Source organism: Mycoavidus cysteinexigens (assembly GCF_003966915.1).
In the GTDB taxonomy this organism is placed as follows: Bacteria; Pseudomonadota; Gammaproteobacteria; order Burkholderiales; family Burkholderiaceae; genus Mycoavidus; species Mycoavidus cysteinexigens.
In genome coordinates, this window is sequence record NZ_AP018150.1 from 1,919,460 (window position 1) to 1,938,521 (window position 19,062).

At 48.1% G+C, this 19,062-nt stretch carries 6 protein-coding genes and 1 pseudogene; 2 read left to right on the forward strand and 5 right to left on the reverse strand.

The genetic code is table 11. The annotated features are described in order from the left end of the window. Window positions 1-5: 5 nt before the first annotated feature. Together terL and MCB1EB_RS12090 are read left to right on the forward strand one after the other, a co-directional pair. Window positions 6-1,213, forward strand: a pseudogene (gene terL, locus MCB1EB_RS08230) (phage terminase large subunit); the annotation flags it as partial. A gap of 298 nt (window positions 1,214-1,511) precedes the next feature. Next, window positions 1,512-1,679, forward strand: a complete 168-nt coding sequence (locus MCB1EB_RS12090) for a hypothetical protein (protein WP_161566208.1) — start codon at window positions 1,512-1,514, stop codon at window positions 1,677-1,679. A 192-nt stretch (window positions 1,680-1,871) separates the two neighbouring features. Here MCB1EB_RS12090 and MCB1EB_RS08235 read toward each other — a convergent pair whose 3' ends face one another. From MCB1EB_RS08235 to MCB1EB_RS08260, 5 genes are all read right to left on the reverse strand, one after another. Next, window positions 1,872-6,131 (reverse strand): NACHT domain-containing protein, encoded by a 4,260-nt coding sequence (locus MCB1EB_RS08235; RefSeq protein WP_052394073.1) that lies wholly within the window; start codon window positions 6,129-6,131, stop codon window positions 1,872-1,874. Between the two features lie 376 nt (window positions 6,132-6,507). Further along, window positions 6,508-9,126, reverse strand: a complete 2,619-nt coding sequence (locus tag MCB1EB_RS08240) for a WD40 repeat domain-containing protein (RefSeq protein WP_052394070.1) — start codon at window positions 9,124-9,126, stop codon at window positions 6,508-6,510. A 14-nt stretch (window positions 9,127-9,140) separates the two neighbouring features. Next, window positions 9,141-9,425 carry a hypothetical protein gene (locus MCB1EB_RS08245; RefSeq protein ID WP_232034099.1) on the reverse strand — a complete coding sequence of 95 codons (285 nt, stop codon included), beginning with the start codon at window positions 9,423-9,425 and terminating at the stop codon, window positions 9,141-9,143. A 632-nt stretch (window positions 9,426-10,057) separates the two neighbouring features. Then, window positions 10,058-14,005, reverse strand: coding sequence for a WD40 domain-containing protein (locus MCB1EB_RS08255; protein ID WP_052394068.1), 3,948 nt, complete (start codon window positions 14,003-14,005; stop codon window positions 10,058-10,060). A gap of 6 nt (window positions 14,006-14,011) precedes the next feature. Beyond that, window positions 14,012-19,039 carry an NACHT domain-containing protein gene (locus MCB1EB_RS08260; protein WP_126353995.1) on the reverse strand — a complete coding sequence of 1,676 codons (5,028 nt, stop codon included), beginning with the start codon at window positions 19,037-19,039 and terminating at the stop codon, window positions 14,012-14,014. Window positions 19,040-19,062: the final 23 nt, after the last annotated feature.

The window sequence follows — 19,062 nt, forward strand, 5'->3', positions numbered from 1 at the left end:
CCTTTGACGGTTTAGCCTTACTCAATTTTGAGATGGCGCGAGAAATCATCCGTAGCGAGGAATATCAAGCGCTGTGGCCGCTCGCGATTGCTCAGGATGCTAAGAGTAAAAAACGCTGGAATGTGCTGCTCGACGGTAAGAAGGCCGGTGGCGTCTACGCGGTCTCATTAGGCGGTCAAATTACCGGTTTTAGAGCCAGCCATATGGCCCCCGGCTGGCAAGGCGCGCTCATCATTGATGACCCGCTTAAAGTCGAAGATGCCTATAGCAAAGCTGCCCGTGACAAAGCAAATCGTAAACTGGTCTCGACTGTTAAAAGCCGTAAAGCCCAGCCGGATACACCGATTGTTGTCATCATGCAGCGCTTAGCCCAGGAAGACCCTACCGGCTTTATCCAAATGGGCAAAGTGCCTGGCGACTGGACCTTCGTTTCGATTCCGGCGTTGTTGGAGGATGCGTATGTGGCCGCCCTGCCCTCTGGCTATCGAGACAGGATAGATGCCTCGCTACGGGACGAACATGGGCGCTTTAGCTACTGGCCATATAAAGAGCCACTCAACGATTTATGCGCGCTTGAACAGGCGGATCGCTATGTGTTCACCAGTCAGTACCAGCAGCAACCCCGCGCACTCGGTGGTGATTTAATCAAAAGCGAATGGTTTTCATATTACGAAACACCGCCCCGCATTCTCTTACGCAAGGTGTATGCGGACACCGCGCAAAAGACCGCTGAGCACAACAATTACAGCATGTTTCAGCTGTGGGGCTTGGGGGAAGATAACCGACTCTATCTGCTGGATCTCATCCGCGGCAAATGGCCTGCGCCTGAACTCAAGCGTCGTGCGATTGCTTTTTGGAATAGTCATAAACCCTATGACCATAAGACCAGCGCATCGTTAGCGCAAATGTTGGTCGAGGATAAATCTTCCGGCATCGGGCTCTGATTCAAGACATTCAGGAAAACGGCCATATCTCCGTTAAAGGCATTCCCCGCGGCACCGATAAGCTCACCCGCATCATGGGTGTGCTGGCTTACATTGAGTCAGGACGCATTGTGCTGCCCCAAACAGCGCCTTGGGTAGAGGATTTTATTGCCGAATGCGAAGCCTTCACGGCCAATAACACGCACGCGCACGATGACCGGATCGATCCCATGATTGATGCGATTACCGATTGTTTAGCGAAAAGCTCGGATTGGTCTGGATGGACTTAGAGGAAAGCTTAGGAAGGTGGGCACTCAGCATTCCAAGGAGTTATGAGGAGAACTTCCAGTGAGGTAGGAACACCAAGCACCCGACCACCATTATACATAATTTTACCATTTGGGTTAAATTTTATTAAAGCAATATAAATTCGAGATGCGCGCCTCTAAAAAAGTCAAACGGGCTAAACCTACATTGATCGGTCAAGCCGCACCACTCAAGGAGCCTGACCAATTTGATCGCAGACCTCATGGATGGCCAGCGACAAGATGGCCTATAACCAATACGCGTGGCGCAAGGTCGTTGGACATGATGAACTCATCACGATGTACCGCTCAAATTGGCTCGGCACTGTATATCAGCTTAGCCGGCGAGGACCCCGAGACGCCGTTAGAGATTAAACGCATCCGACAGGGTGCACTGCAAAGCTTTATCGCATTGGATCGCCACCAACTTACAGTGGATAAGCTATATTAGTTCAGATCAGATCTGAACTATCGCAAATTATCCGTCAATGCTGGATTTTTATCTATTTGCTCTTGCCTCATCTGCGCTAAGTATTTATTAAAAGTATATCTATCAGGGCATGGTTCATTGGGGTGAATTTTTCTAAATTCTTCTTGTAGCTTCGTGCCAGTTATCTCGTAGCCAAGGGCAGCGATGAGAAGCTCAGACGTTATCTCTTTGATTATTCACATGCCTCTTATGCTGCTTATGTGGCAAATCTAGATACTCCTCTCTTTGTTCTTCCCTTATCAACGTTAATTGCCTAGAAAAAGTTCTTTGACTAGGCATGGTCAACCCATTAACAATTTCTGATTCATTTCCTTGTTCTAGATCAGCCAAAAGCTCACCCCTAATACGGTCAATCTCAGCCAAACTTAAATCCATGCTATCCTGAAGGGGAGGATTAATTATACTGAATAAATCAAATGCGTCTTCAGATAACCCTCCTGAATCAAAGGGTTGACTCATATCAGATGCAGCAAAATCTTCTTTTTCCGAGGATATTTCGTCTGAATCTTCTTCGGAAAGCTCACTAGTATAATATTCCTCTTCCGAGGATATTTCGTTTGAGCCTTCTTCAAAAAATGCTATAGCACTTTCGCCAACCTCAGCCCGCCCTGCACCACGTTGCAAGAGCAATGTCCTATTTTCAGTATTTAAGTTGCGCGCAGTTTCGATCAAGGCTCCCGAAGCACTCAGCATGTCTTGTCTTGAAGTCCAATCTAATATGATTTTGTCAATTTGGTCTGACTCATAAGCAACTCGCCAAAGACGAATCGTATTATCTCCTCCAACTGTGCTTAATATTGCCTCGTCATTCTGCGTTGGCTGCCATGCAACAGCTTGTACCGTGCTAACAAAGCTTTTTAGAACAGCTTGACAAGCGCCTGTTTTAACTGACCATAGCCTTACCGTCTGATCAAAGCTTCCAGAGGCTAACCACTGGCCATCGATCGAAAATGCAACACTATTCACGCCCCCCTTATGCCCCTCATACGTGTGCGCAAGTGATCGATTTCTGAAGACATTCCATAACTTCACCTTCTTATCCTCACTTCCAGACGCTAACCACTGGCCATCGACCGAAAACGCAACACTATTCACAAAAGACTTATGTCCTTCATACATATGCACGGGAGATCGATCTCCCCAAACATCCCACAGCATCACTGTCTTATCATAGCTTCCAGAGGCTAACCACTGGCCATCAACTGAAAACGTAACACTAGTCACCTCCTTTTCATGCCCCTCATATATGTGCACAAGAGATCGATCTCCCAAAACATCCCACAGCATCACCGTATTATCCTCACTTCCAGACGCTAACCACTGGCCATCGACCGAAAACGCGACATTAGTCACCCGATCCGTATGCCCGGCATACGTGTGCGCAAGGGATCGAGCGCCCGTGACACGCCACAGCTTTACCGTCTCATCTCCGCCAGAGGCTAACCACTGACCATCGACCGAAAACGCAACACTTTGAACGCCCCATTTGTCTCCGGAGGTATACGTGTGCGCAAGAGATCGAATGCCAGTGGCATTCCATAGCTTAACCGTATTATCAGCACTCCCAGAGACTAACCACTGACCATCGACCGAAAATGCGACACTATTTATCCAACCCTCATGCCCGGCATACGTGTTCACAAAAGATTGAGCATCCGTGATATTCCACAGCTTTACTGCTTTCGAATTTGCAGACGACGACGCTAACCACTGACCATCTACCGAAAACGCGATATTTTTCACAGCATACCCATGCCCTATATACGTGTACGCAAGAGATCGAATGCCCGTGACATTCCACAGCTTCACCGTCTTATCACTACTTCCAGACGCTAACCACTGACCATTAACCGAAAACGTGACACAATCCACACCACTTTTATGCCCCTCATACGTGTGTACAAGAGATCGATCTCCAAAAACGTTCCACAGCTTCACCGTCTTATCACTACTTCCAGAGACTAACCACTGGCCATCAACCGAGAATGCAACACTATTTACCCAATCTTCATGCCCGGCGTACGTGTGCGCAAGAGATCGAGCGCCCGTAACACTCCATAGCTTCACCGTCTTATCTCCACTTACAGACGCTAACCACTGACCATCGACCGAAAATGCAACACTATTCACAAAAGACTTATGTCCTTCATAAATGTGCACAAGAGATCGATCTCCCAAAACATTCCACAGCTTCACCGTCTCATCATGTCCTCCAGTCGCTAACCACTGGCCATCGACCGAGAACGCAACACTAGTCACCAATTTCTTATGTCCAGCATACGTGTGCGCAAGTGAGCGGTCTCCATTCACATGCCATAGGTTCACTCGCTTATCATCACCTCCAGATGCTAACCACTGACCATCGACCGAAAACGCGATACTCCTCACCCAACCCCAATGCCCAGCATAGGTGTGTACTTTTTGAAAATTCCCGCTCTCGTAGAGATGAATTTGAGTGCTCTCTGCCACAGCAAACCAGCGCCCATTCCGCGAATAACAACAATCAGAAACAGAATCGTCCATCTCTAAGTTTGGCCTTTCACCCAATTTCAATCCATCAAGATCGGCTCCATTTAAATTGGCTCCTCGTAACCAAGTGCCGTAGCCCTTCACCTCTCTTAAATCCGCATCTTGAAATTTCGTATGGTCAAATACCCCGTAACTTAAATCTGCCCCGCGCACACGTATTCCATTGAAATCCTTGTTAATCAACTGCATACCGGCTTTTACCAAGATGGTTAATGCATTCGACGCGCCTCTCTCAAAATAAGCGCCATCCTCCCCTTTAGATTGCTCAACCACCCCTAAAAGACGCTCTTTTAGCTCCTGCTCTTGCTGCACGCGCTCTGCTAAAAACCGCAATACCGCCGGATCGTTCACAATATTTAGTGTATTCAACCAAGAGGAAGGCGCAAGCTTGCCATTAGTGCTGAGTTCTTCCCACAATGCTCGCGCCACAAAATAATCCCGTACCGATTTATGGATAAACCGATATTGGTCTCCTTGACGAGATAACGGCGCATTAAACCGTAAGAGCCGCGTCTTTTCATTATCATTGCTTAAAAAATGACTCCAATCTTGTCCATCGCTACCTTTCCCTTTCGAATACGTCGCAACCAGTATTTGTTTTTTATACAACGCAAGCGCAAATTCTTGGCTGAAATGAATCCCATCACCAATAAAATCGCCTTCGGCTAAACGGTCAAATGTTTCTTGTTCTTTTTCTGTCAACCGAATCCCTTGTAATCGGCTTTGAGAGCGGGCAAACCAGTTCTTCGCAAACTGCTCATAGAGCGCTCCTCGAGTATACGAATTCCGATTAGAAAAGCCTTCTTTTGAAACCAACGAAGGCAACACCTCTAGCACTATCTTAAGTAAAAATGGATTGCCTATCAGCGCCTGTAAGTCAGGATGCGATAAAGCGCTTTGATAATGCTCCACATTCCAGTTGGGATCTTGAGCTTGTCTGACATGGCTCTCTACATAGCCTCTAATTGCAGCCTTAGAAAAGGGCGCTAGCTCACATTCTTCAAATACTTTCGCTTGACCGGAAGGATAAAACTTACTTTGATAACTTGGCCCTAAATATTCTGGGCGACTACTGATGATCACTTTAGCATCCCACTTATCAAGCTTATTATTCGTATAAAAAGCGCTATGACGATACTTAATCTCGTCATAGCCATCCAAAATAAAGATAAATCGATGGTTTTGCCGTAGTTGTTGAATCTGCTCTTTTGAAAAACCTTCCTCAGTAAAATATTCAGTGAGCAAGTTTTCATTCGGATCTTTTAATGTCGTGAGCTGGATAAATACCGGAATACGCTCATTTTCGTTCTTATCAGCCTGCTCATATTTTTTCCATAAATCGCGCGCTAAATACCGATTAAACGTCGATTTCCCTGACCCAGCCTCTCCTAACAGTAAAAAGACTTTCTTATCCGACTCTAAAAACACATTGAGCTTGTGCCTTAAATCAAAACGCTTACCCGATTCTCCGCTGCCCACCGCCTTACCTTCAGGCCCAACGTAAAGACTCAGTGCATCTCTTATCGCTTCGTCAACTTGTAGACCCGATAAATAATTCTTTCGCATCATTTCAACACTCTCACCCAAATTAGCTAGGGGGGCAGTATTAGGTTGCAAGGCAAAGTTTTGATGACGTATTAGAGTTTCTAAAAGATTCAGGTCTAAACCTGTTCCATGGTAATGAACTTCCACTTGGTGATTCGAACCACTCACTGGGATACTCACTAAGCCTGTGCTAATTTGTGTGACAGATTGCATCTCTGCATCATAAGCCTCATGCGTTGAATCAGTTCGTGCTCGCTTATTTGGAAAAGATGAATCTATTTGAGGAAAAGTTGAAGCTAGGGAAGGAAGAGTACTTTGGCTTGGATTAATCGGCGACATGCTGGCGACCTCTTTTTAATAATTTGTATTTAACCTATATCTGAATAACTTACTATCGGACAAAAATTCAGTTTTCATTGAATAAAACCTATCTACCCAAAATTACGACAGCATGGGCAATATTATAAACTTTGAAAGGATACTGATAATTTTGGCGCTAGCGTTGGCTTCGTGCGCCTCGACAACGCAGCATTTACCCGCGAGTCCGACGTGCTTGCCGCCGAGTCTGACCGAGAACCCGCCGGAATTTCGCTTGCTGAGGTTGCCGAAGTGAATGCATCGCCATGATGCGAGCAAGCGCTTAGATTGAAGCATTCTATCGGCAGTTACAGCAAATACAGCATACTTCTTAAATCAATGCCCAAATACATTCGGCCTAAGTTGCACCACGTTGCATAAGCAAGGCTCTGTTTTCTGAGCTTAAATTGTGGACATTTTCGATTAATACATCTGCCGCAGTTAACGAGTTCTGCTGCGAGGCCCATTCCAACCTAATTTGCTCTTGTGTTAAATCATTAGGAATCCGCCAAAGACGAACTGTATTATCCTCCCCACCTGTGGCAAGGACGGCAGCCCCATCTGATGAAAAATGCCATGCAACGCTATGAATGCCTCCCAAAAAACCTCGCAGTATGGCTTGACATCTATTAGAGTAAATAGACCATATTCTCACCGTACTATCACGACTTCCAGAAGCTAACCACTGACCATCTGGCGAAAATGCTATGCTATCCACGTTGCCCTCATGCCCGGCATACGTATACTCAAGAGATCGATTGCCTAAGACATGCCATAGTTTTACTGCCCCATCATCACTTCCAGACGCTAACCACTGGCCGTCATTAGAAAACGCTACGCTATTTACCCCTTTTTCATGTCCATCATAGGTATGCAGGAGAGAACGCCCCCCTAAGACCTCCCACAATTTGATTGTATTATCAGGACTCCCAGACGCTAATAGCCTCCCATCTGTAGAAAAAGCCACGCTTGTAACCCAGAAACTATGTCCGTTATAGGTATGTATGGGAGAGCGCTCGCCTGGAACGCTCCATAGCATTACTGTATTATCAGAACTTCCGGAGGCTAGCCACTGACCGTCGACAGAAAACGCGACACTCCGCACCCCAAACTTATGCCCAACGTATTCGTGCGGAGAAGAGCCTCTATCAGAAACGCTCCATAATTTCAAAGAATATTGACTTCCAGAAGCTACCCATTGGCCATCGGCGGAAAACGCGACACTCCTTACGCTACCATGACACGCTTCATACGTATGTATAAGAGAGTGTTTGCCTGAGACACTCCATAATCTCACCATGCCACCATCGCTTCCGGACGCTAGCCACTTTCCGTCAGACGAAAATGCGACACTATTTATTGCACCCTCATGGCCGGCATAGTTGTTTGAGAAAGGGCGCTCGCACGAAACCCTCCATATTTTTACCGCGTCCCCGCCTGAAGAGGTTAACCATTTCCCGTCGATCGAAAATGCAACACGAGATACAAAGCTTCCGTGCCCAGCATACGTATTCACAAGAGACCAGTCATCCAAGGCGCTCCATAGTTTGATTGTACGGTCACTACTTCCAGAAGCTAACCATTGACCATCGCCCGAAAAGGCGACACTATGCACACGCTCCTTATGCCCAACACAGGTGTGCACGAGATCGCGGCCGCCTAAAACATTCCATAATTTTATCCGACCTTTACCATCTCCAGACGCCAGCCAGCGCCCATCGGCAGAAAACGCCACACTGTTTACATACATACTGGGCCAAATATAAGTGTGTGCAAGAGTGTGCTTGCCAATTACATTCCATAGCTTGACTTTTCCATCGCCCATTCCACCTGCGGATGCTAACCATTGACCATCAGGTGAAAAAGCGATACTTTCTATGCCCCCCTTATGCCCAACATAAGTATGTGCCAGAGAGCGCTCACCTGAGGCATGCCACAATTTCACTGTTTTATCTGTACTTCCAGACGCTAAAAATATATTGTCAGATGAAAATGCGACGCTATTCACTAATTTTGAATGGCCAACATAGGTATGTATGAGAGAACGATCGCCCAATACGTTCCATAATTTTATCGCCCCATCCCGACTTCCCGAGACTAACCAACGACTGTCGGCAGAAAAAACGATACTACTTATATAACCCTCATGCTCCGTCATATATGTATGAACTTTTTGCAAATTCCCAGTTTTATAAAGCAAAATATCCCGAGAATTTGCCACAGCAAGCCAACAACCATTTTGCGAATAACTAAAGCCCCCCCCTTTTAAAGCTGGCTTTTCACCCAACTCCATCCCCGTAACATTAGCTCCATTTAGATTAACTCCTCTCAGCCAAGCCCCTGTCAAATTTACATCTTTTATATTTGCATCTTGAAATTGAGTATAGTCAAATACTCCATAACTTAAATCTGCTCCAGGCACGCGTATTCCACGGAAATCTTGCCCACTAAAACTCATGCCTGCTTTGACCAATAGCGTTAACGCATTAGCGGCTACAGGCTGTACTTCTTCTGTTTTCGACCTTTCCACCCAGTTCAATAATTTCTCTTTTATCTGTGTATCTTTCTGGACCTTTTCTTGTAAAAATTTAAATATCTCTGCATCGTTAACAAGGCTTACCAACTCAAAAAGGGCTAATTTCTCCACAACCTTATCGAGTTGCCCTGAGTCCGATAACTTATGTAATTGATTCAATGCAAGTTCCTTTAACTCTTCGTCTGAGCGAATTAAAGCCCCTTGATATTGAGATTGAATCCTATCTTTGATCAGATGTAGCTTTAGAGCGGGCGAATTTATAGGCGCACCATTGCGCGTCACTGTAGTCAGCGCTTTAAAAAAAGCCTGCCGATTCGAAAAATCCAGCGGCTTTTCTATTTCTTCTCGAATTTCTATGGGTAGTGAAAGGTATGATGGTTTTACGGTCTTTTGTGCCGCCGGATAATACGTAATGGCAGAATTCGAAATAGAGGTGAGCATAAATATTCTCTTATTTACTTAAAAGGTTCATTCAAATGATCCCAGTCATCCTGGGCTCCTTTCAACCCACGATGTGGGCCATCAAATTTTACATGTCTCCTTCGGCACCATTGAACAAAAACTCTTGACTGGTTTTGACTATCCAGCTCACTCCACTTTTGCAGCGCTTCTAAATAATCTGCGCCGAGCGCGATCACCTGCCTCGAGGAATGACCCGTATCATAGTAATAATACGTCTGACCGCTGCGCTGTACCCTCGCCGACATCCGCGGCGGTAAATTAGGCTCGGTTCGGCTCATCATTCAACTAAACTGCCAATTTCGGTTGCCAACTTTTCGCTTTCACTTCTTCTGACCAGCCCTCTACCGCTGCACGCGCTACAATTAGGCGACCTCGCACATTTATAAAAAATACGAACCCCTGCTCTTTTAAATACACTTCCTGTCTTTCATATTTGCTTGCCTTGCGGCGCATACGCGGTCCCAGCTTCCAGCGTCTTGCCTCGTCTGATCCCTGTCAGCTCATCCACCTGCGCTTCCGTTAAAAAAACCTCACTCATTTCCATTTCCAATCCTCAGCATGGACTGGAGCGTTGAGCGGGCTCTTCTTCAGAGACCCAAAATTGAGGCACTAGTTCATATTCCACATTACACCTGCCAAGACTTGAGTCATCTTCTTTGAATACTTGAATAGAAATGCGCTCATCTCCCCCCAACGCTCCTCAGGTAATCCCCCCCAAATTGATAGGAATAAAAAGTAGATGGAATGGTAGGCCCCCTTCCTCTGGGGAGAGCATTCAGGTGTTCGACCTGCAACTTGCATTGGGGAGAGTGTTATGGGTGCAATGTCTGCTGGCAGCGTCGTGAGCAGCCACTTGGATTCAAAAAATTTTATTGGCAGTTACAACAAATGCAGTACCCTTCCTAGAGAATCACATCAACAAACATTTCTGCTGCGATTCATCGACCTGTGGCTGCTGTAGCGATTCATTAACCTGTGGCTTCTGTTGTAATTTACTGAACTTCGCCTGTATTGCGCCGCGCTGCTTTAAGAGCTGACTATTGATACAGCTTAACCCTTGCACGTTCTCGATTGAGGTATCTGTCACGATCAGAGCCTCATGCGTTGAACTCCAGCATAGAACCAATTTATATTGTTCTCCATTTCTTTCCACCTTCCACTGGCGAACGGACCTATCTTCACAACCCGTCACCAAATAGTTGTCATCGGCAGTCGCTTTCCAGGCCACACTCTTAACCGAACCCTTAAAATTTCGAATCACTCCCTGACACTGACCCGAAGTAACGTTCCAAAGTCGCACTGTCTGATCATAACTCCCTGAAGCAATCTGTTCACCGTTGGGCGAATACGCCACGCTATCAACAGACCCGGTATGCCCCCTTAAGGTGTGGTGGAGCTCACCGCTTTGCGTGTCCCACAGCCGCACTGTACGATCCTCGCTGCCCGAGGCGATCTGATTGCCGTGGGGCGAATACATCACGCTCCTGACAATACTAGTATGCCCGCTTAAGATGTGGCGGATCTCACCGCTTTGAGCGTCCCACAGACGCACTGTACGATCCTCGCTGCCGGAGGCGATCTGAGCGCCATTGGGCGAATACGCCACGCTATTAACAGAATTGGTATGTCCGCTTAAGGTGTGGCGAAGCTCACCGCTTTGCGCATCCAACAGAAACACTTTTGCGCCGACGCCACCGGCGGCGATCTGATCGCCGCGGGGCGAATATGCCACGCTGGTAACCCAAACGATATTTGCGGTTAAGATTTGGTGGAGCTGACCGGAGCGTACGTCCCACAGCCGCACTGTATTGTCAAAACTGCCGGAAATAATCTGCTCGCCGCTTGGCGAATACACTACGCCCCTAACAAAATCGGTGTGCCCGCTTAAGGTGTGGCGGAGCTGACCGCTGCGCGCGTCCCACAGACGCACTGTTTTGTCATCACTGCCAGAGGCGATCTGAGCGCCGTTGGGCGAATACGCCACGCTAGTAATTCCGTTAGTATGTCCGATAAAGGCACGACCAAGCTGATCGCTTTGTGCGTCCCACAAACGCACTGTTTTGTCCAAACTGCTCGAGGCGATTTGCTTACCACTGGGAGAATACACCACGCTCATAATATAGTGGGTATGACCGCTTAAGATATGGCGGAACTGGCCGCTTTGCGTGTCCCATAGACGCACTGTTTTGTCATCACTACAGGAAGCAATCTGAGCGCCATTGGGCGAATACACTACTTTAGTAACATTTTTAGCATGTCCGCTTAAAGTGTGGCGGAGATGACCGCTTCGCGCGTCCCACAGACGTACTGTATTGTCAGTACTGCCGGAGGCAATTTGATCGCCATTGGGCGAATACGCTACTTCTATAACAGAATTGGTATGTCCGCTTAAGATGTAGCGGAGCTGGCCAGAGCGCGTATCCCACAGACGCACTCCTCTCCTACCGCAGGAGACAATCTGATTGCCGTTAGGCGAATACGCCACGCTAAAAACAGGCCCTAATTGTCCACTTAAGATATGGTGGAGCTGACCGCTTTGCGCATCCCACAGACGCACTGTCTTGTCCTCACTGCGGGAGGCAATCTGTTCGCCATTGGGCGAATATGCCACTCCTGTAACAGAATCGGTGTGTCCGTTTAAGATGAAGCGGAGCTGGCCAGAGCGCGCGTCCCACAGCCGCACCGTCCAGTCCCAACTGCCTGAAGCGATCTGACGTCCACTCGGCGAATACACCACGCTCTGAACATAATTGATATGTCCACATAATGTATGACTCAGCTGACCGCTTCGCGCGTCCCAAAGCCGTACTGTTCTGTCATTACTACCGGAAGCGATCTGCTCGCTGTTGGGCGAATATGCCAAGCTCACAACACAATTGTTATGTCTGCTTAAGGTGGGTATGTTTTCCCAGCTCGAAGTAGCATATATGCTGATTGCACCATTATCGAGACCCACAGCGAATGATTTCCCATCCGGTGAATACGCGCAAATCCTTACCCCGCTCTTCTCTTTGAGAAACGGCCATTCGCCAAACTGTACTCCTGCCATCTCTGAACCACTTAAGTTTGCATTGCGCAGCCAACTATTACGAAGCTTGACGTTCCTTAAATCCGACCCTTGCAATTGAGCAGAATCGAATTCACCTTCTCTCAGATCAGCCCCGGGAATCTGGATTCCCTTTAAATCTGCCCCGTTAAACTGCACCCCAGCTCTGACCAAAATCGTTATCGCATTGGCCGCTCCCATCGTCACCGCAGCAGCACGATCTTTAGAGGCTTCTATCCACTTATATAAGTAGGCTTTAAAAGCCGAGTACTGTTTAACTCGCTCCACCAAGAAATCAAGAATCAGCGATTCATCCACTAATAAGAATTGATTCAACACCGCGTTAACATCGGGCTGAGCGCCGTTAAATTGCGGACTACAAATTGCCCGCGCCACACAATAATCCTGGATTGATTTATGGATAAAGCGATAGTGTTGTCCTTGATGAATCAGCGGCGCATTAAAGAGTAACAAACGTTTTTCTGCATCTTTTTTATTAAGATATGTTCGCCAGGTTTCTGGAGCAACTTCACCTTTCTCAGGATTATAGGAGGCTTGTACAAGTCTATTTTGGGTCAGAGCTAGCGCCATCTCCTGGCTTGCTTTCAGCCCTTCTGCAGCAAGGTGCGGTCCCAGTTGGATTCGTGCATCTTTCTCTTCCTTGGTCAATTTGACATGCTGCAACCGCTCTTCCGAGCGATTCCACCAACGCGATATAAATTCATCATACAGCGCAATCCGAGTGATCGGCACCGACTCATTCCTGCTCAGATTAGGTAAAAGATCAAGCGCCATCCGCAGTAAAAATGGACGACGGGTCGCTTCTTTTAAAGTGGGTAAATTATTTAAGGCTTCCTGGTATCGCTTTAAATCCCAACCAGTGTGATGGGAAAGCCGAATATACTTTTGAATATATGCGGTGATCCAATCATCTGAAGTGGGCGAAAGCCAATATTCTTGCAAAGCCGAGGTTTGACCACGCCTCTGAAACTTAGTGCGATAATTCTCTCCAAGATCTTCGGGGCGTGAACTTATAATAACTTGGGCATTCTTCCAGTAATCAAGCTTATTATGTATATAAAATGCTTGCGTGCGATCTTGAATTTCATCGAAACCATCTAGAATAAAAACCAGGCGTTTTTCTTTCCGAAGCTCATTAATCGATTCTGGCGAAAAATCTTGTTTCAGCAAATAGCTCTCTATTAAATCCTCACTAGACAGCTTATGTTCGGCAAGCTCAATAAAAATCGGGATAGGAGTAGTAGAGGATTGGTGGTATTCATCCCAGAGCAAGCGCGTTACATGTCTATTAAAGGTGGATTTACCTGAACCCGCCTCGCCAAGCAGCAAAAGCACTTTTTTGTTAGACGATAAAAATTCGCGTACTTTATCAATGAGCGGAAAAGAGGTTTTGCTATCCGCCGTTTCTTGTCCCTCAGAAGGAACATATAGTGCGAGGCCATCTCTTATTTCGTCAACTTCTTCCAGCACATTGAAGTAGGCCGCTCTCAACTCCTCAATCTGTGTGCCTAATTGGGCCAAAGGCTTATAACTTGTAGCCTCTGCATGGGTATTTAACTTTTCAAATACTAATTTGGCATTTGAATCTGAAGCCGTTAAGGCAATGTACGTTGTAAATACATTGTTATCTCCAGAGGCTTGATTACTCACCACACAGTTTTCGCTGGCTTGCACAATAGTCCGCCCCTCTCCGCTCGCTTGCTCATGAATCGCTTCAACCCGTGTCAGCAGATTGGGCCGAGTCGAAGCATTAGAGATAAGGGGGGCGTTTGAACCTGAAATTGGCAACATTGCTGACTACTCCTCTTGTATCATTGCTGCTGGCATTAATTTCGGCGATACCGCCGCGCCACGCTGCTTTAAAAGGGCCACATTCAGCTCGCTTAAACCTTGAGCCTCTTCAATCAGCATATCCTTCACCATCAACTCTGTATGCCTCGGCATATGCCAGCACAATACGGCTTGATAGCCTTTTTCTGGATCTTTTTTCAGCTCCCATTGCCGCACCAACCGGTCTGCACTACCGCTCACCAAATAGTTGTGTCCATTCTGCCCCCTCCAAGCCACACTCAACACGGCGCTCCACGCCTGAATCACGCTCAGACAGTGACCCGAGGCAACCTCCCACAGACGCACCGTCTTGTCATTACTCCCCGAGGCGAGCTGCAAACCGCTCGGCGAATACACCACGCTAAAAACCCTGCCAGTATGGCCGGTTAAGGTGTGCACCGCCGCACCGCTCTGCGCGTCCCACAGACGCACCGTATCGTCACCACTCCCCGAGGCAATCTGCAAACCGCTCGGCGAATACACCACGCTATTAACCTCTTTGGTATGGCCGGTTAAGGTGTGCACCGACGCACCGCTCTGCGCCTCCCACACTCGCACCGTCTTGTCAGCACTCCCCGAGGCGATCTGCAAACCGCTCGGGGAATACACCACGCTATAAACATCCCAGGTATGGCCGGTTAAGGTGTGCACCGCCGCACCGCTCTGCGCCTCCCACACTCGCACCGTCTTGTCAGAACTCCCCGAGGCAATCTGCAAAGCGCTCGGCGAATACACCACGCTATTAACCCAGTTGGTATGGCCGGTTAAGGTGTGCACCGCCGCACCGCTCTGCGCCTCCCACACTCGCACCGTAGTGTCAACACTCCCCGAGGCGAGCTGCAAACCGCTCGGCGAATACACCACGCTCCTAACAGAGCCGGTATGGCCGGTTAAGGCGTGCACCGCCGCACCGCCCTGCGCGTCCCACACACGCACCGTATCGTCACCACTCCCCGAGGCAATCTGCAAACCGCTCGGCGAATACACCACGCTATTAACCCAGCCAGTGTGGCCGGTTAAGGTGTGCACCGACGCACCGCTCTGCGCGTCCCACAGACGCACCGTATTGTCACCACTCCCCGAGGCAATCTGCAAACCGCTCGGCGAATACACCACGCTATTAACCCAGCTGGTGTGGCCGGTTAAGGTGTGCACCGCCGCACCGCTCTGCGCGTCCCACAGACGCACCGTATCGTCACTACTCCCCGAGGCAATCTGCAAACCGCTCGGCGAATACACCACGCTATTAACACCCTCGTTATGGCCGGTTAAGGTGTGCACCGCCGCGCCGCTCTGCGCGTCCCACAGACGCACCGTCTTGTCACCACCCCCCGAGGCAATCTGCGAACCGCTCGGCGAATACACCACGCTCCTAACAGAGTCGGTATGGCCGGTTAAGGTGTGCACCGCCGCACCGCTCTGCGCATCCCACACACGCACCGTCTTGTCAGAACTCCCCGAGGCGAGCTGCAAACCGCTCGGCGAATACACAACGCTAAAAACCCTGCCAGTATGGCCGGTTAAGGTATGCACCGCCGCACCGCTCTGCGCGTCCCACACACGCACCGTATCGTCACCACTCCCCGAGGCAATCTGCAAACCGCTCGGCGAATACACCACGCTAGTAACCCTGTTGGTATGGCCGGTTAAGGTGTGCACCGCCGCACCGCTCTGCGCGTCCCACACACGCACCGTATCGTCACCACTCCCCGAGGCGATCTGCGAACCGCTCGGCGAATACACCACGCTAAAAACACAGGAGGTATGGCCGGTTAAGGTGTGCATCTTTTCCCAATTCGACGTCGCATACACACGGATCGTACCGTTATCAAGTCCTATCACACAGGTTTTCCCATCCGGTGAATAGGCACACGAGTTCACCTCGCTCTCTTCTTGCAAATACGCCCATTCGCCAAACTGCACCCCTGCCATCTGCGCACCGCTTAAATTGGCGTTGTGTAGCCAACTCGCGCGAAGCGTCGCCTTTCTTAAATCCGCACCCTGCAACTGCACTGAGTCGAAGAACCCAAAACTCAGATCTGCTCCGGGTATTTGGATCCCTTTTAAATCCGCATCAGGAAACGGTACGCCCGCTCTGACCAAAATCGTCATTGCATTCGACGCTGTTTGGCGTACGCTTTTATCCGTTTTCGAGCGCTCGATTATCGCTAACAGCTGCTCCTTAAATATTGACTCTTGCTGAACGCGATCAGTCAACAAGCGCACAATGCCCAGATCGCCAGTCCAATGCTTTGGGGTTAACGATAACTCTCGTTGCGTTTTTGGCGGCAAAACAGCGCGCTCTTCAAAACTATAGACTGAAGCAGCGCTACCTCGACGCTGGCGGGCGCTTAGATCCATACACCTATCGAACGACTCAAACAGCGACCTTGCCACAAAATATTCCAGCAGCGATTTATGGATAAAACGATATTCAGTCCCACTTCGGATCAGCGGCCACGCTTCTCGCAGCAGTTGGTTTTCTTCTTTTCGATCGAAAAATGCATCCTTCCAACTCCCCTTGTCTTTACGCAATGAATACTCAACTACCGGTTTACCTCCATTCTCTGTATATAGGTGCACCGCTAACTCTTGCGCAAACGCGATACCGTGCTCAGCAAAATCATCATCGGATAATTCTCTAAAGACCTCTCTTTTGCTTCCCGTTAACTCTTGTGTGCTTAAGCGCTGCTGGTTGCGCTCGAACCATTGTTTGACGAACTGATCATACAGGTCCAGACGTAACTGAATAGCAGAGACCGCTTTCCCCTTTTTTTCGACGTACGGCAACGCGTCTAGCACCACACGCAGCAAAAAGGGGTTGCTAATCAAGTCTTTTAAATTAGATTGTTGGGAGAAAGCTTCTCGGTAGGCTTGTGCCGTCCAGCCCGTTGGGTTGTGCGCCACATATTTTTCTAGATATTGATCGCTCTCTTTTTCTGAAAATGGCTCGACCACGACCTCTTGAAACAACGTATCCTTGTCCTGCAGCATAGGATTCGGTTGGAAACGACTGCAATAGTCCTGGCCAAGATATTCGCTGCGACAGCTGATCACCATCTGACCCTGCCAGCCGTCAGACTTGTTGATGAAATTGCTCACATACAGATTTTGCGTCTGACGTATCTCATCATACCCATCCAAAATAAAGACAAACTTTTCTTTTTTTAATTTCTGAATCTGTAATTCTGACAGCCCTCTTTTCTTTAACGCTTTGGCGATGAGATCGTGCTCAGGCTTGTCAATACTCGGCAGAGATATAAACAACGGAATCGCATCGTCTGCTTTTTTGTGCTCCCATAAGTGCTTTTCTAGGCGGCGGTTGAAGGTCGTCTTGCCCGCCCCAGAGTCTCCCGTCAACAAAATCACTTTTTTATCTTTTAGAAACGCTTCAACTTGCGGTAAGAGGCCAGAGGAATTGTTGACGCTGTTGTTGTCGCTATCGCTGTGGGTCCCGGCCTCATGCAGCTTCGCTTTGCCACGGGGTTCAACATAGAGTTGTAGCAGTTGATCAAACGCCTCATCTTGCTTAAGGCTATCAAAATACCGTGTCTCCAACTCGACCTTGGGATCTGCATTGAGTGCCCACCGCTGCTCGTTTTGTTCCTGCATGATTGCGGCAAGCTGGCTGTGCTGCGCTCTCTGGATGCCGTCGAAGATGCTCTCTAATAGTTTGCTAAACTCAAGCTCGCCAAGCTTTGAATTATTCTTTAAAAGCGTAATAAGAGTGCTGTGCCCCGTCCAAAATTTGTCCAGAAACGTTTTCGACTCAGGACTGCCCACTAACAGCCGTTCGATCAACTTAAACAGCACCAGGTGCCGACTTTGATTCTGATAGACTTCTCCTCCTTTTTGCGCTTGCCCCTCCAATCTGGGAATATCCTCTATCCGAACCACCGTCGCTTTTATAAAAGCCCCTAGGCACTCCTCATAGCTATTGAGCGTTAATGAAACCGGGAGAATACCGTGCTCTTTGGGCTGCTCTGCACGGATTTGCAAAAAAGCTATTTCTGTCAACACATGATGGAACCCCGCCTTATATTCTGCTTCTTCTGAGAATTTCTTCAGCACCTTACGTATGGCTACAGTGTCATTTTGTTCATTGTTTTTGCCATAGGCCTCTAGATCTTTGAAATAAGCTTCTCGAAGTTCCTCATGAAATTTTTTATAGTCCGCCCATTTTAGGTAGCTTCCTAATACCTCAGAACAACACACCACGGCCTTATCGACCGGTTTCACATCTTTTATTACCTGGGCCGGCAACAAACACAGCTGATTGGTTAAGATATCTCCTAGTTTCCCGTCCTTTTTCAGCTCTTCCGGCGACATTATGTACGGGCGACCCATTGGCGCTTGGTCCGAATACAGCTTAACCCCTTCGAGTTCAGATAACCTCTCGATGAAATACTTCGACGTCTCAGCTTCGGCCTTTCCGTGATCTACGTTGTTGTGGGCATACACCAGAAAAAGACTCGGTTTATTCGACACCTTTAAGGAGTTCAGCGTCAACAGCGCCTTTTTAAACAGATAATCCACCAGATTACTTTTTTTCTGGACAGATATTAAGGCGGGTATGGCAGTCCGAACCGACTCCCATTTACTTGAGGGAGCGCTATGTACTGATAGAGGGAATTGCACAGCTTCAGCAGGAGGTTGCTTGGCTTCATCGTGCCCCCATGTTTCAGCCTTACAATAGCTGACCCTTGCTTTGGAAAATAAATTTAAGCCTTCTAACACTTTCCCACGTTCGAAATAGGCATCGGCCATCATCTTTCGCAATGTCTCATCTGCTAATGTGTGAGGATATTGCGCTTTCCTCAAGGCTTCTTTTACGCTACCAAGCGACTTCAATGTGTCTTTCAGCTGATCGTATAAGGTCAGCGCTGTATCCAAGTTTCCCTTTTCCTTCTCAGCGCGAGCTTGACCTAAATAATAATCACCGAGGTTCCGGGCGAGGGTTTCTGGTAACGCCGAGGGGGATATATTTCCTAACATTTTTAGTCCCTATTTTCTTTGAT